At 62.1% G+C, this 13,043-nt stretch carries 14 protein-coding genes; 7 read left to right on the top strand and 7 right to left on the bottom strand.

Annotated elements, in window-relative coordinates; genetic code table 11:
- Positions 1–8 precede the first annotated feature (8 nt).
- Positions 9–719, bottom strand: coding sequence for a uracil-DNA glycosylase (locus tag M1R55_RS13045; protein WP_249392177.1), 711 nt, complete (start codon positions 717–719; stop codon positions 9–11).
- A 64-nt stretch (positions 720–783) separates the two neighbouring features.
- A complete protein-coding gene (locus M1R55_RS13040) occupies positions 784–1,218 on the bottom strand; it encodes a hypothetical protein (protein ID WP_249392176.1) in 435 nt (144 codons plus the stop codon).
- Positions 1,219–1,586: 368 nt separating this feature from the next.
- Between M1R55_RS13040 and M1R55_RS13035 the strand changes: the two genes are divergently transcribed.
- Positions 1,587–2,222, top strand: coding sequence for a C40 family peptidase (locus M1R55_RS13035; protein ID WP_249392175.1), 636 nt, complete (start codon positions 1,587–1,589; stop codon positions 2,220–2,222).
- Between the two features lie 241 nt (positions 2,223–2,463).
- On the opposite strand, the gene M1R55_RS13030 is transcribed toward M1R55_RS13035, so the two are convergent.
- The gene (locus M1R55_RS13030) at positions 2,464–3,129 is read right to left on the bottom strand and encodes an outer membrane lipoprotein carrier protein LolA (RefSeq protein WP_249392174.1); all 666 of its coding nucleotides are present in this window, start codon (positions 3,127–3,129) and stop codon (positions 2,464–2,466) included.
- Positions 3,130–3,227: 98 nt separating this feature from the next.
- Positions 3,228–4,337 (bottom strand): hypothetical protein, encoded by a 1,110-nt coding sequence (locus tag M1R55_RS13025; RefSeq protein ID WP_249392173.1) that lies wholly within the window; start codon positions 4,335–4,337, stop codon positions 3,228–3,230.
- A 102-nt stretch (positions 4,338–4,439) separates the two neighbouring features.
- On the opposite strand from M1R55_RS13025, the gene M1R55_RS13020 reads away from it, so the two are divergent.
- The 6 genes from M1R55_RS13020 to miaB all read left to right on the top strand — a co-directional run bounded on the left by M1R55_RS13020 (position 4,440) and on the right by miaB (position 9,347).
- Entirely contained in the window at positions 4,440–4,925 is a 486-nt protein-coding gene (locus M1R55_RS13020) for an LEA type 2 family protein (RefSeq protein WP_249392172.1), read from the top strand.
- Between the two features lie 46 nt (positions 4,926–4,971).
- Positions 4,972–6,192 (top strand): amidase, encoded by a 1,221-nt coding sequence (locus tag M1R55_RS13015; protein WP_249392171.1) that lies wholly within the window; start codon positions 4,972–4,974, stop codon positions 6,190–6,192.
- A 60-nt stretch (positions 6,193–6,252) separates the two neighbouring features.
- The gene (locus M1R55_RS13010) at positions 6,253–7,092 is read left to right on the top strand and encodes a hypothetical protein (protein ID WP_249392170.1); all 840 of its coding nucleotides are present in this window, start codon (positions 6,253–6,255) and stop codon (positions 7,090–7,092) included.
- A 14-nt stretch (positions 7,093–7,106) separates the two neighbouring features.
- Positions 7,107–7,334 carry a hypothetical protein gene (locus tag M1R55_RS13005; protein WP_249392169.1) on the top strand — a complete coding sequence of 76 codons (228 nt, stop codon included), beginning with the start codon at positions 7,107–7,109 and terminating at the stop codon, positions 7,332–7,334.
- Positions 7,331–7,516 (top strand): hypothetical protein, encoded by a 186-nt coding sequence (locus M1R55_RS13000; protein WP_249392168.1) that lies wholly within the window; start codon positions 7,331–7,333, stop codon positions 7,514–7,516. The genes M1R55_RS13005 and M1R55_RS13000 overlap by 4 nt, the downstream gene beginning before the upstream one ends.
- Positions 7,517–7,967: 451 nt before the next feature.
- Entirely contained in the window at positions 7,968–9,347 is a 1,380-nt protein-coding gene (miaB, locus tag M1R55_RS12995; protein WP_249392167.1) for a tRNA (N6-isopentenyl adenosine(37)-C2)-methylthiotransferase MiaB, read from the top strand.
- Between the two features lie 244 nt (positions 9,348–9,591).
- On the opposite strand, the gene M1R55_RS12990 is transcribed toward miaB, so the two are convergent.
- The 3 genes from M1R55_RS12990 to M1R55_RS12980 form a co-directional block, all read right to left on the bottom strand.
- Entirely contained in the window at positions 9,592–10,458 is an 867-nt protein-coding gene (locus tag M1R55_RS12990) for a carbohydrate ABC transporter permease (protein WP_249392166.1), read from the bottom strand.
- Positions 10,458–11,579 carry a carbohydrate ABC transporter permease gene (locus tag M1R55_RS12985; protein WP_249392165.1) on the bottom strand — a complete coding sequence of 374 codons (1,122 nt, stop codon included), beginning with the start codon at positions 11,577–11,579 and terminating at the stop codon, positions 10,458–10,460. The genes M1R55_RS12990 and M1R55_RS12985 overlap by 1 nt, the downstream gene beginning before the upstream one ends.
- Positions 11,580–11,737: 158 nt before the next feature.
- Complete coding sequence (locus M1R55_RS12980; RefSeq protein WP_249392164.1) at positions 11,738–12,988, bottom strand: ABC transporter substrate-binding protein; 1,251 nt, start codon at positions 12,986–12,988, stop codon at positions 11,738–11,740.
- Positions 12,989–13,043 lie beyond the last annotated feature (55 nt).

Below are 13,043 nucleotides of genomic sequence, written 5' to 3'. Positions count from 1 at the left end.
AACCTAAATCAGAACAGCCCCGGCTGCCCCACCATATCCGCAGGCTCCGGCTTCACCAGCCCTTCCGGCTCCTTTTCCCCGCGCAGTACGGCGGCCACCTCCCGAATATCACGCCACGTCAGGCTCTTTGGCCCCCCCGCCGCACGGCTTTCATTTCTCAGCAGGTAGGCGGGGTGAAACATAGGCATGAGGAGGGCGTCATGGGTCCACGTGTCGCGCCGGAAGGGGTGCCAAGAGCCGCGAATACGGGTAATCCCCTGCCGGGTGCCCAGCAAGTACTGCGTAGGCGTGTTGCCCAAACTCAGGATGATCTGTGGGCGCAACAGGGCCAACTGCGGCTCCAGCCACAGCTCGGTGCAAATCTGGGTTTCGTCGGGTTCGGGGGCGCGGTTTCCCGGCGGACGGCATTTGACGATATTGGTGATGTAGGTGTCGGCCCGCGTGAGGTTCACTGCGGCCAGAATCTTGTCCATCAGTTGTCCGGCGCGGCCCACGAACGGGCGACCCAACCGGTCTTCGTCGCCCCCCGGCCCCTCCCCGATGATGACCAGACGGGCCTGCGGATTTCCGTCGGCCACCACGACCTGCGTGCAGCCGGGCCGCAATTTGCAGGCCGTACAGCCCTTGGCCCGCAGTTCCAGAGCTTGCAGGGCGGCGGCATCGGCCAACGCCAGAGTTGCCGAGGCTGGATCGGGGGAAAACGGGTGGGGGGCCGTCATGCCTCAACCATAACGCGCCGCGCTCCTGCACAGCGGAACGCAAATGACGGTTGGAAAGGAGTCCTTAGCCGGAGGTCAGTTCGCTGGGAGTATCGCTCGTGGGCACAGGTGCAACCGGAGCGGCTTCTTCTTTAGGACTGTCCATCTTGGGGCGGCGGCTGCGGGCCTCGCGACGGGTCTTGGGGTCGAGGCCCACCAGCAAAAAGAAGTTCTCTAGGGCGTTCTCGCGGCCCTTGAGGTCAGGATATTCGTGTTCAGCCGTGCCCGTGGAAAAGGGAATGGCCTGATACAACTCCAGCGCGTGGGCCACGACGTCGGAGGGAGCGTGCTTTTCAGCGTGCGTGCCGAGGTCGACATAGAGGGCGCGGCGGCTTTCGGCGTGGGCCAAAAATGCGTCCGGGTGGGGCGTTTCGGGGGCACGCAGCATGTCCTGACGGGCAATACGGCGGTAGTGTTTCAGGCCTTGCAACATCTGTTCGGTACTCATCGGTTCTTTCATCAAGCCTCCAGCGTAGGCAGCGGGTCAGGGGCGGAGAAAACGGGCACGCAGAAAAGCGGCGATTGGCGAGAGTATAAGCGCGGGCCGGGGCAGCCGTGACCAGGTCATCTGAACTGTGAAGCCCGTTTTTCATCATGAGAACCCTGAGAAAACGACTTTTTGGCATTGGCTCTAAACCCGCCCAGCATCACACCTTAAGCTTGAAATCAGAAATGAGCCGCTTTCTGAGAACATTGAGATAAAGGCGCATGAACAGGCACAATATGAATTTTTGAGTGCGCATAGAGACCGTATAGGCGCATAAAACACCGGTTTTACCCAGTGGATTAAGGCCAAATAAATAAAGATGGGATAAACTTCAGGGGTCGATGAATGCCTTCCGAGTCCTAATGATTGCCGCCGCGTTGAGCACTTCCAGCTCCTTGGCCGCCACCTACACCGTTAAATCTGGCGATACTTTGTATTCCATCGCGCGTGCTACCCGCGTGGACGCTCCCACGCTGATGAAGCTCAACCGTCTGAACAGCACCACCATTCAGGTTGGTCAGCGCCTGAATATTGGCGGCAGTGCGGCCCCTGTGGTCAACCGTCCCGCCGCGCCCCAGCCCCAGGCCGCCGCTGCTCCGTCGCGTGGCGGCGTGTTCGTTCGCAGCGCCGCCAACCGCTGGCTGGGCATCCGCTACGTGCTGGGCGGCACAGGCGGCGGCGGCATCGATTGCAGCGCCTTCACCATGAATGTGTTCCGCTCGCTGGGCATCAACTTGCCCCGTACCGCCGCTGCCCAGTGGCGTAGCGGGAGCCCTGTCAGCCGCCGCGACCTGCGTGCAGGCGACCTCGTCTTCTTCAACACGATGGGCCGCACCGCCAGCCACGTCGGGCTGTATGTAGGCGACGGCATGATGGCCAATGCCAACAGCTACCGGGGCCGCACCGTCGTCGAGCCACTGTTCAGCAATGTCTACTGGGCCAGCCGCTACAACGGCGCACGCCGCGTTCTGAACTGAACCCAAACCAAGAAAGGCATTCACCGACCAGCCCCTGCCAACACGCGGGGGCTTTTGCTTTGCTTTTTGCGAAGGACGAAGGGCATCCGAGGAGCTAAGCCCGGCTATCAGCGCTCTTTAACGGTTGTTGCTGCTTGCACCAATGTAATCAGCCGACCTCAACTCCAGCCAAAAAGGAGAAGGTGGCACGTGGCCCCTTCTCCTCCATTTGAATCTGATGATATTTGATTCTGTTTGGCCGTTACTGACGAATGATTTCGGCGTCTTTGGGCAGGGCACGCAGTTTGGCTGCTGTCAGGCCCGCATTGATCTTGTAGCTGGACACGTTCAGGTCGGCCAGAACTTTGTTGCCGCTGCTGACAAGTTGCAGGCGCGTGGGCCTCCAGCCTGCCTCGGTAATCCAGACGCGGGCCTTGTCGGTGCTACCCGTACCTTTGGGGGTGGCTTCCAACTGGAACAGACGGTTGCCTGCCGCGCCAGTCGTGCCCAGCAGCTTCACGCTGTACTGACTGAGCAGGGTCGCCGCGTTGCTGAGTTGCGTGAAATCCAGCCCACCGAAGCCTGCCGAGTTCGCGGCCTTCTTGACCGGAGTGACCGTGATCTGGTTGGTCAGAAACAGGTACTGACGCACCTCGTTCTTGTCGGCCACCACCACGTTATCGGCCAGAGCATCGGGCGCGAGAAATTGCAGGCGGGCCACGCTCTGTGCTGGAATGCTTTTCACGGTCAGGTCGATTTTCTGGGCAGAGGTTTCGAGGCTGGCCGTTCCGCTGAGGCGAAAGGACACGTCTTTGGCGGATTTCTGGGCGCTGTCTACGCGGTTGAGGATGTCTTGGGCAGTCTGAGCACCCGCGCCCGAGGACAGGGCCGCCAGCGCCAGCACAGAGAGGGTCAACAGATTCTTCATGCGGGCAGTATCTCGTCTGCTCTCATGAGAAGGAACCGCACGGGCTGATGGCTGGTTTAGTTGCCGGGTGTGCATCTTTGGAAGGACGCTGAAATGGTTCAGGGCGTGCTGTCCTGGGGAGAATCAGCGTCACCTGACTGACCCCCACCCAGCGGCAGGCGGTAGCCCACGCGTGCGCCGAAGCCTGCCGTGCCGCTGGGATTACGCCCACCGCGCACGTCGAGGCTCAGTTCGCCGGGGCCGATGGGCAAGCTGGCTTCTGCACCCACCCGCAGGGGAGCGCTAGCCGTGCGCCAAGGCTCGTAGGCCGAATACAGCCGGATGCTGCTCCCCTCGCCCAGCAAGTCGGGTGCCGTGACGCTGGCGGTCAGGCCGTAGGTGAGGCCCGTTACCATTAAACCTGTGCTGCCCGGATCGGTTTGTCCGCGCCCAACCAGTGCGTCCAGGCCGAGGCTCAGGCCTTCTTCGGTGGCGTAGGTGACGCCGCCCGTAACGCCCAGAATCCCCTGCCCAGCGCGTGCGCCTGCCCGGAAGGTCAGGCTTCCGGTGCGCTCGGTGGCTGGCTCTAAGGTGGGATCGTCGCCTTCACTGGGAGCAAGCACACGGGTCAGGTCGCGGCGGGATTCTATACCTACAAAACCCTGATTCTGTGCGCCAAATTCTCCGCCGAGCACAGCCACCAGCGTCCGGCTCAGGCGGTAGCGGGCGGCCACGTCAGCCGTATATCCCCGGTTCCGCAGATCAGTCGGGGCGAATGTCCACGCAGCCAGCGGGTCTACAGCGGTGGCCGACGTGGTGAAGAAACTGGCCCCCGCGTTCAGCGCCACTGGGCCTGCCGTACCCGTGGCGCGGGAAGACAGGCGCAGGCCACCCTGCCAAGTTACCGCCAGATCAGTGCGGGAACTGACGGCCCCCAGTGGCGGCAACGACAACCCCAGCGCGTAACCCACGTCTACGGCCCGGTTGGACACGCCTGCCGACAACGTTCCCGCGAAGGGAGTGCCGCCCAGCACACTGAAATTGGACACGCCGACGCGGGTGGTGGTTTGTTGCCAAAACTTGCCCCCACCCACTGTTTCCGTTCCCGTGCGGCCTGTGTCTACCTGATAGGCGACACCAAAATCCAGATCTACCGCGCCCGCCGTGCTGCCCAGCAAGGCCGCACCCAGCGCCATGCCCCTGATCTTGCCTGCCCGAATCTGCTTCATGCGGGTCAGGGTAGCAGGCGGGGAGGGGCAGGGAAGGGGCGGCAACAAGCCGCATTCAGAAACGGGTCAGGCATCCACCCAGTCAGCACGCTAGCCTAGGCTATGCGCCCCCTCCTGTTGCCCCTTGCCGCCGTTTCTGCCGCCCTCGTGGGGTGCGCCCCCCTGCAACAGGCAGTGCAGTTGCCCACCTTCGAGGTTCAGAGTGTGCGCCTGAACAGCCTGACGCTACTTGGCACCCCCACCGCCAACATCACTCTCCGCGTAAAAGTGGGCAATCCCAACGGCGTGCCCGTGCGCCTTGCCAACATTGCCACCCGCCTGATTCTGGATGGACAGGACGTGGGAACCATCGATCTGCCCAACGTGAACTTGCCTGCTCGCGGCGAAGCGGTGCAGGACGCCAACCTCAGCCTCCCCCTCACGGTCAGCACTGGCGCGACTTTCCTGAAGATTGCGCGTGGGCAGGAAACCAGCTACCGCCTAGACGGTACCTTCGCGGCTGATCTGGGTCTCTTGGGGCAGCCTACTTTCGGGCCGTTTACGCTTGCTCAGGGCGTCTGGAAACAGCCCGCGATTTTGCCGTTTTGAGGGCTGCGGGCGGTGTGGTGTGGGACGTGGGTTGTAGGCTGTGGGGATGATTTCCGACGGTTCCAGCCTGCCCGGTTCCCCCGACTTCTCTGACACACAACGGGCTTGGGCATATGTTCCCTCTCAGCCGATAGAAGGGCAGTCGGGCGGGCCGTTGTCGGGCCTTAGCTTCAGCGTCAAAGACCTCTACGGTGTGGCGGGCTGGCCGCTGACTGCCAGCACCCGCGCCCCCGTGCCCGATCCGGGCGAGAGCGTGCTGGTACGACGTTTGCTGGAACTTGGAGCCTCGGCGGTGGGCAAAACACACCTGCACGAAATCGCGCTGGGTATTACGGGCATGAACGGCTACGGCGGCACCGAGCACCCCACCTTGCCGGGGCACAGTCCAGGCGGCAGCAGCAGCGGGGCAGCGGTCAGTGTGGCGCTGAAGCAGGTGGACTTCGCACTGGGAACTGATACCGGCGGCAGCATCCGCGTTCCGGCGGCGTGGTGCGGCGTGGCAGGCTTCAAGCCCAGCAAGGATCACCCCGATTATTCGCGGGCGGGCGTGTTGCCTCTCAGCCCCACCTGCGATCATGCGGGGCCTCTGGCGCGGAATGTGGCAACGCTGGCCTGCGTCCACGCCGCACTCACCGGAACGCAGATCAAGGCCCAACCTTGGTCAGGCCTGCGCGTGGGCCTGTGGCTGCCGGAAGGCTGGACAGATCGCCCGGTGCGGGAAGCGGTAGAGGCGTTCGCGGCACAGTTGGAGGGCCTGGGGGCCAGCCTTTCCCCCGCCGTGCTGCCCGAAATGCTGGATGCCTACACCCCCATTGTGCTAAGTGAAGCGGCGCAGGTTCACCGGGAAGCGTTGCGGCAAGATGACCCCGGTTTCACGGCGTTTACGCTGGGCTTGCTGCGGCAGGGGGCGGCCCTCACGGCAGCAGAGGTGGAGGCCGCCCACGCCCGACGCGCCGAATACCGGGAGATTCTGGACGCCCTCTGGAGCAGGTTCGATGTGCTGCTGGCTCCCGCCGTGCCCACGCCGCCGCCGCTGATCGGGCAAGAAACCGCAGAGTTGGAAGGCGGCCCGCTGGCCCTGCGCCGCGCCGTGCTGCGCCTGACCGCCCCGTTTAGTCTGCTGGGGGTTCCGGCGTTGGCCCTGCCCACACAAGCTGAAGGTGTGGGCGTGCAACTGATGATGCGGCAAGGCCACGATGACCGCCTGCTGGGGCTGGGCCTCGCGCTCGAAACGGGCGCTGGCTCTGATGCTGGCTCTGAGGTTTGAAATGGGGGGGATGACTGGAAACGGCCCCCCACACTCACCCTTTCGGCATACCCTAGGGTCATGAATCTCCGCCCTGGGTGTCTTGCCCTTGCTTTGGCCCTGTCCCCGGTTGTTGCTCCCGCTCTGGCGCAGGCCGCGACTCCGCCCACGCCCACTGCATGGGGTGCACTGACCCTCAAGCTCACACGCGCGTCCATGACCGACAACAGCATGCCCACCGCCAAACTGACCCTCAGCAACGGCTCACGCACTATTTTCACGGTCACTGACTTCGACATAGGTGTGCGGTTGGTACAGCTGCGTCCCGGCGGAATGCCTGAACTGGTGGTCAGCACGTTTTCGGGCGGTGCGCACTGCTGCCTCACCGCGCACATTTTTACGCAGGACACGGGCAGCGTGCAAAACATCGGGATTCTGGATGCAGGCAACTACGGTTTCCTACCCGTAGATTTCAATAAAGACGGCACGTCCGAACTGCTGGTGGGCCTCGATTCGCTGGCCTACTATGATTATTCGTATGCCGACAGCCCCGGCCTGAATGCCGTGATCGGCTGGGACGGTATTCGACTGGTTGACCGCACCCGCGCCTACGCCTACGTGCCCGCCCAGGCCGCCGCCCGCGAACTGAAGGATTTGCAAGACCGAATGGTGAACTACCCTGAGCTGGAAAACCTGAAGCCCCGCATCAGCGGCTACTACGGCAACATGATCTTGGCAGGCAAGGGTGCAGAAGCCGAGCGCGTGCTGGCAACGGCGCTGGCGAAATCGCCCCCGGCCAAAGCGTGGTTTACCGCCAACCGCACGGGCCTGATCAGCGCCCTGTACGGCGAACCCGACCGACGCCTCAAGATCGTGAACAGCCTCGTCTACCCGGTTCCTGTTCCAGACCAAGAGTTTTGAAGCAGGCGTTGTTCATGCTGCCGCTGATGCTGGCGGCCTGTGCGCCCACTGCCCAGCCTCAATCCGTACAGGTCTTCGAGGGACAGGCCACTGTGCTGCTGCGCCCGCAACAGTACCGCCTGACCGTGACGGTGAATCCGCTGATCTACGACGCAAAGGGGGTGATGGAAAACCGCACCAGCGGAGACCGTTTTTCGGCGGCTGGCACGATACTGCCCACCCGGACGGCAGCCAGGAATTGACCATCAAGCTGGCTGCCAACGCTGGCCCCAGCGCCCGCTTCAGCATTCTGGGCTTCGGTCTGGACGGCCTGAGCGCCAAGTCGGCCGCCTTCCTGAGTGGCACGGTCAAGGGTGATCTGCTGGCCGGACGCCTGCGAGTAAATGCGCTGAGTTATCCGGTGACGCTGCGGCGGGTGCGGTAGAGGGCGGAGAGTTGAAAGGTCTAGGGTCTAAGGAAGGGCAATAGCTGGCGCTCACTCACCCCTCTCACGCAAGGGCAGCAAGTGCCACCACACCGCCACCCTCAACCTTCCCCGCCCCATCCGTGTGAGGCCCCAAGGTGCGTGCAATGCGCCGGCCAATTCCAGTTTAAAGACGATTGGCGATTCCGCTTCAGGTGAACGATTGAGCCGAGTGTGGACGCGACAAGATCAATGCTGCCGAGCGCAGCGACAACTCCCCTGACTCCTTTGGGGGTGGGGGGTGGGGGAAATCGTGGGACAAATTCAAAAACTTAATTTCAACCTCTTCCTCAACCCAACGCCAAAGCCCCCGCCGCACCCCCTCTTACGCTAAACTGCCCCTTCCTGCCCGGCAAAATCGGGCAAATTTCGGCCCCGGAATCCCTCCGGCAAGCCCCAAGGACGTGATCGAATGAAGGCCCACCTTATTACCTACGGCTGCCAGATGAACGAGTACGACACCCATCTGGTGCAGTCCCAACTGGTCAGCTTCGGCGCTCAGATCGTAGACAGCGTGGACGAAGCCGATTTTGTGCTGATCAATACCTGTGCTGTGCGCGGCAAACCCGTAGACAAGGTTCGCAGCGTGCTGGGCACGCTCCGCAAACTGAAGGCCGAGCGCCCGCTGGTCATCGGCATGATGGGCTGCCTGGCACAACTGGAAGAGGGGCAGCAGATTGCCCGCAAATTTGAGGTGGATGTGCTGCTCGGCCCCGGCAGCCTGCTCGATATCGGCAAGGCGCTGGAGAGCAACGAGCGGTTCTGGGGCCTGCAATTTAAGGACGAGTTGCACGATCATATTCCGCCGCCGCCTGTGGGCAAATTGCAGGCGCACCTGACCATCATGCGCGGCTGCGACCACCACTGCACCTACTGCATCGTGCCGACCACACGCGGCCCGCAGGTGAGTCGCCACCCCGACCAGATTTTGCGCGAGCTGGACATGCAACTGGCCGCAGGCGTGCAGGAAGTGACCCTGCTGGGCCAGAACGTGAACGCCTACGGGGTAGACGGCGGCGCGAAATTGGCCGGGTTTCCCAGCTTTGCCAACCTGCTGAGAATGGTGGGGCGAAGTGGCATCCGGCGCATCAAATTTACGACCAGCCACCCCATGAACTTTACGGAGGACGTGGCCGCAGCAATGGCCGAAACGCCCGCCGTCTGCGAGTTCGTGCATTTGCCGGTGCAAAGTGGCAGCAACCGCGTGCTTCGGCGCATGGCCCGCGAGTATACCCGCGAGGAATATTTGCACCACATCGCCAATATTCGCAAGCACATTCCAAACGCGGTCTTGGCAACAGACATCATCGTGGGCTTTCCCGGCGAAACCGAGGCCGACTTTGAGGAAACGCTGAGTCTCTACGACGAGGTGGGCTACGACAGCGCCTATATGTTCGCGTATTCAGCCCGGCCCGGCACACCCAGTTACAAGCACTTTGAAGACCTGCCGCGTGAACTGAAAGTGGAACGCCTGACCCGCCTGATTGCCAAGCAAAAAGAATGGAGCGCCCGCAAAAACGCCGCCCACGTGGGCAGTATTCAGGAAGTGTTGCTGCGCGGCGATGCCTTTAGCGAGGGTTTTCTGGAAGGCCATACGCGGGGCAATCACCCCACCGTTGTACCCAAGGTGCTGGGGATCACAGGCGCGGGTGTCCACCGGGTTCGAATTAATCAGGCCACCCCGCACATGATGTACGGCACGCTGATTGACGCCAACGGCAACGATTTACCCGAACTGCCGCGCTTTGCCCCGGAAGCGGCAGCGATGGTCAGTCCTTTGCAGATGGCATAACTGGCGTGTGGGTTGTCGGCTGTGATACGTGGGAACGGCGTCTAAGGGTCGAAGGGTCTAAGAAAAGGCCAGAACCTCAACTTAAGGTTTTTTCCCTCTCCAGCTGTGGTATTGGGACAGCTCAAAGAGAGGGGCGCTGCGAAGTAGAGGGGGCCACCGGGGAAGCGTGCCCGCCCCAAAACAAGAAGGCCAGAGCGTTAACATTCGCTCTGGCCTTCGTCTTAACTTGTATACCGGGGAAACTTCAGCCCTTCACGCTTCCGGCCAGCAGGCCGCGCACGAAGTAGCGGCCCAGCAGGATGTACACCAGCAGCGTGGGCAACGCGGCCAGAATCGCGCCTGCCATCGGCAGATTCCACGACACCGCCTGCCCGCCCGACAACTGGGACAGGGCGTAAGTGACGGGTTGCGCGGCGGTGTTGGTCAGCGTGGCCGCAAACAGGAATTCATTCCAGACCTGCGTGAATTCCCAGATGATGACCACCACGAAGCCCGGAATGCTGATCGGGAAGATAACGCGGCGGTAGATCTGCCAGAAGCCTGCGCCGTCGATGGTGGCGGCTTCGACCAGAGCGTCGGGCACATCGGCGTAGAAGTTGCGGAAAATGAGGGTGGTGATGGGCAGACCGTACACCACATGGGCCAAGATCAGGCCCCAGATCGTGCCGTACAGCCCCAGCGCCTTGATGAACTGGAACAGCGGAATCAGCACGGCCTGATAGGGAATGAACATGCCGAACAGCATCAGCGCGAAGACAGTGTTTGCGCCCCGGAACTTCCATTTGGCGAGGGCGTACCCGTTGAGGCTGCCCATCATGGCGGCCAGAATGGTGGCAACGACGGCCAAAAACAGGCTGTTGCCCAGGTTGCCGCCGATTTTGGCCCACGCCTCGGAGAAACTGGCCCAATTCAGCGCAGCGGGCCAGCGCCAGGTGGTCGCCAGATTAATCGCGTCGGGTGACTTGAGGGCGGTGGCAAACAGCAGGTAAATGGGCAGCAGGAAAAACAGCGCGGCCACGATGAGGACGATATACAAACCGGGCCGCCCCAAGCTTTTGCGGGGCGCGGTAGCAGGCGGTTTGGAGGTGGCAGCGGCAGGAATGGTGGTCATCAGTGGCTTTCCTCGGTGCGGAACTGGGAAGACAGGTAAGGCACGATGATGAATGCGACCAGAATCAGCAAGATGGTGCCGATGGCCGCCCCCAGCGCAAACTGGTTCTGGCGGAAGCTGGTCAGGTACATGTTCAGCGCCGGAACACTGGTAAAGGTGTTGTCGGGGCCAGCCATCGCGTACACGAGGTCAAAAATCTTGAGGCTGATGTGACCCAGAATAATCATGGCGCTGAGGGTGATGGGCGACAGCAAGGGGAACACGACGCGGCGGTACATGTCGATTTCGTTTGCGCCGTCCACGCGGGCCGCCTCGCGCAGTTCTTCGGGAATACCGCGCAGTCCGGCCAGATACAGCGCCATGGTGTAGCCGCTCATTTGCCACACCGCCGCAATGATGATGCCGATGAGGGCGAGATTGAAGCCGTGCAGTTCGGGCGCGGGCAGCATTTTGAGGTTAGGCGCAATGAAGATGGCCCACAGCAGCAATACGGCGGTACTGGCCGCGGCCACAAGCATCCGGGTGCGCTGGCCGCTGGCGTAAGCACGGTAAGCCACCACGCCCATGACGAGGGCCACGACCACAGCCGTGATGATCGGGAGCAGATTCCAGTCAAATTTCCAGATGGAATCGGTGGAGCTGAGCCACCCGAAGGTGCTGGCAGGTGCGCCCACTGCTGTCGGAAACTGGTTGACGCCGCCCTGAGGTTGCAGCATCCAGCGCCAGATGGTGCCCGTGACAATAAAGCTGAGGCTCATGGGGAACAAGAAAATGGTGCGCCACAGCGCCTCACCCTTGGGATTGCGGTCAAGCGCGAGCGCCAACCCTAGGCCCAGGCCCAGGCAACCCAAGATGAAAAATACCGTGAAGAAGATCGTGCTGACCAACTCCTGGCGGAAGCGGCCTTGCAGGAACCCGGTAAACAGTTCCTGATAGTTGGCAAACCCCACCCAACGAATGATAGGGTCGAGGGCCAACGCCTGCGCCGGATCGTTGCCCCAGTCGGTAAAGCTGACGTACACGGTACGGGCGATAAAGCCGTAGACGAAAATGCCCAGCAAGATGAGACTGGGGGTCAGGACGGCAATGGCCCAGAGGCGGTCTTTGGTCAGGCCTTTCAAAATGTGGCCTCCTTGGGAACGTGAATCATGAACTGAAGTGCGGGGAAAACAGCGGCACGGCGAGGGTGAGACTCAACGAACATGAGAACCAAAATGAAGGGGGTGAAGCTGAACCGTGAACACCACGATCCACGCTCCACCCCCCACGCTCAGGGCTTTTACTTGCCGAATCCAGCCCGCACGGCCAACTGCTGGGCAGCGGCGGCGGCTCCGGCACTGTTCCGGCTGGCCGAGTACTGGTCGATGATGGCTCCGAAGGCGCTCATGAAGCTTTCGGGGGCGACAGCTCCGTGCGCCATGCTGCCCACGATCTTGCTGTTCTTCCAGTCGGTGGCGGCGCTTCTGGAGTAGGTGTTGTACTTGCTCAGGTCGCTGTCAATTCGGGCGGCGATGCTGCCCTTCAGGGGGTTGAAGGCGTCCTGTCCGGCCTTGCTGCCCAGCACTTTCAGCCAGTTGGTGGCTTCGGTGCGGTTCTTGGCACCCTTGGGCAACCCGAAGGAATCGGCCAGCATCACGAAGACTTTGCTGGTTCCGGGGGCGGTGGCCCAGCCGAAGCCCGTGCCGGGGGCCAGTTTCTTGGTGGTCGTGAAGTATCCGGCAGCCCAGTCACCCATGATGTTAAAGGCGCTGGTGCCGTCTACGATCCGGTCACTGGCCTGCTGCCAGCTCAGGCCGCTGGCGTCCTTGTTGGCGCAGTCCATGACCTTGCCGAAGGTGGTGAAGGCTCCGACGACGCGGGCATCGGTGAACTTGATCTTGCCGCTGAACAGGTCTTGCCAACCCTGTGCGCCCAGCGTGCCGATCATGACGTTTTCCCAGAGGTGCTGCTGCGTCCAGTTTTCGCCCATGACCAGCGGCGCGGCCACGCCCTTACGCTTCAAAGTAGCGCAGGTCGTGATGAATTCGGGCCAGGTTTTGGGCACGGTAACGCCCCAAGCCTTCAATTTGGCTGGGTTGTACCACATGACGTTGCTGCGGTGAACGTTGACAGGCACGCTCCAGATGCCGCCTTTGCTGGAAATCAGGGCCGTCAGGTCTTTGGGGAAGGCCTTATCCCAGCCTTCGGACTTGAACAGGGCGCTCAGGTCTTCCATGCGGTTGGCGACGACCCAGGTACCGATCAGTTCTTGTCCGGCGTGGGCCTGGAAGGAGTCAGGGGGCGTGCCGCCCAGCATGCGGGTCTTCAGTACGGCTTTGGCGTTGGTGCCTGCGCCGCCCGACACGGTGGCGTTGTCGATAGCCACGGCGGGGTACTTCTGCTTGTACAGCTTCACGAGGGCTTCCAGTGCGGGGCCTTCATCGCCCGACCACCACGAAAAGATTTCGAGTTTGCCCGCAGCAGAGGCAGACGTGGTGACAGCGAGGGCGGCAGCGACAAGAAGGGCGTTCTTTAAAGAAACTTTACGCATGAGGATTCCTCCAGAAGGAATAGAAGTGGGCTAGTTGAGGTGCGCCATTTTGGAG

It is taken from the genome of Deinococcus sp. QL22 (genome assembly GCF_023370075.1).
In the GTDB taxonomy this organism is placed as follows: domain Bacteria; phylum Deinococcota; class Deinococci; order Deinococcales; family Deinococcaceae; genus Deinococcus.
The sequence above is the reverse complement of the archived record's forward strand: the minus strand, read 5'-3'. Positions and strand labels throughout refer to the sequence as shown.

Excerpts from the sequence above, each read along its gene's own strand:
- M1R55_RS13030 (WP_249392174.1), bottom strand. The coding sequence starts at position 3,129 with ATGAAGAATCTGTTGACCCTCTCTGTGCTGGCGCTGGCGGCCCTGTCC.
- M1R55_RS12990 (WP_249392166.1), bottom strand. The coding sequence starts at position 10,458 with ATGACCACCATTCCTGCCGCTGCCACCTCCAAACCGCCTGCTACCGCG.
- M1R55_RS13025 (WP_249392173.1), bottom strand. The coding sequence starts at position 4,337 with ATGAAGCAGATTCGGGCAGGCAAGATCAGGGGCATGGCGCTGGGTGCG.
- M1R55_RS12980 (WP_249392164.1), bottom strand. The coding sequence starts at position 12,988 with ATGCGTAAAGTTTCTTTAAAGAACGCCCTTCTTGTCGCTGCCGCCCTC.
- M1R55_RS13035 (WP_249392175.1), top strand. The coding sequence starts at position 1,587 with ATGAATGCCTTCCGAGTCCTAATGATTGCCGCCGCGTTGAGCACTTCC.
- M1R55_RS13040 (WP_249392176.1), bottom strand. The coding sequence starts at position 1,218 with ATGAAAGAACCGATGAGTACCGAACAGATGTTGCAAGGCCTGAAACAC.
- M1R55_RS13020 (WP_249392172.1), top strand. The coding sequence starts at position 4,440 with ATGCGCCCCCTCCTGTTGCCCCTTGCCGCCGTTTCTGCCGCCCTCGTG.
- M1R55_RS13010 (WP_249392170.1), top strand. The coding sequence starts at position 6,253 with ATGAATCTCCGCCCTGGGTGTCTTGCCCTTGCTTTGGCCCTGTCCCCG.
- M1R55_RS13015 (WP_249392171.1), top strand. The coding sequence starts at position 4,972 with ATGATTTCCGACGGTTCCAGCCTGCCCGGTTCCCCCGACTTCTCTGAC.
- M1R55_RS13045 (WP_249392177.1), bottom strand. The coding sequence starts at position 719 with ATGACGGCCCCCCACCCGTTTTCCCCCGATCCAGCCTCGGCAACTCTG.
- M1R55_RS13005 (WP_249392169.1), top strand. The coding sequence starts at position 7,107 with ATGCTGCCGCTGATGCTGGCGGCCTGTGCGCCCACTGCCCAGCCTCAA.
- miaB (WP_249392167.1), top strand. The coding sequence starts at position 7,968 with ATGAAGGCCCACCTTATTACCTACGGCTGCCAGATGAACGAGTACGAC.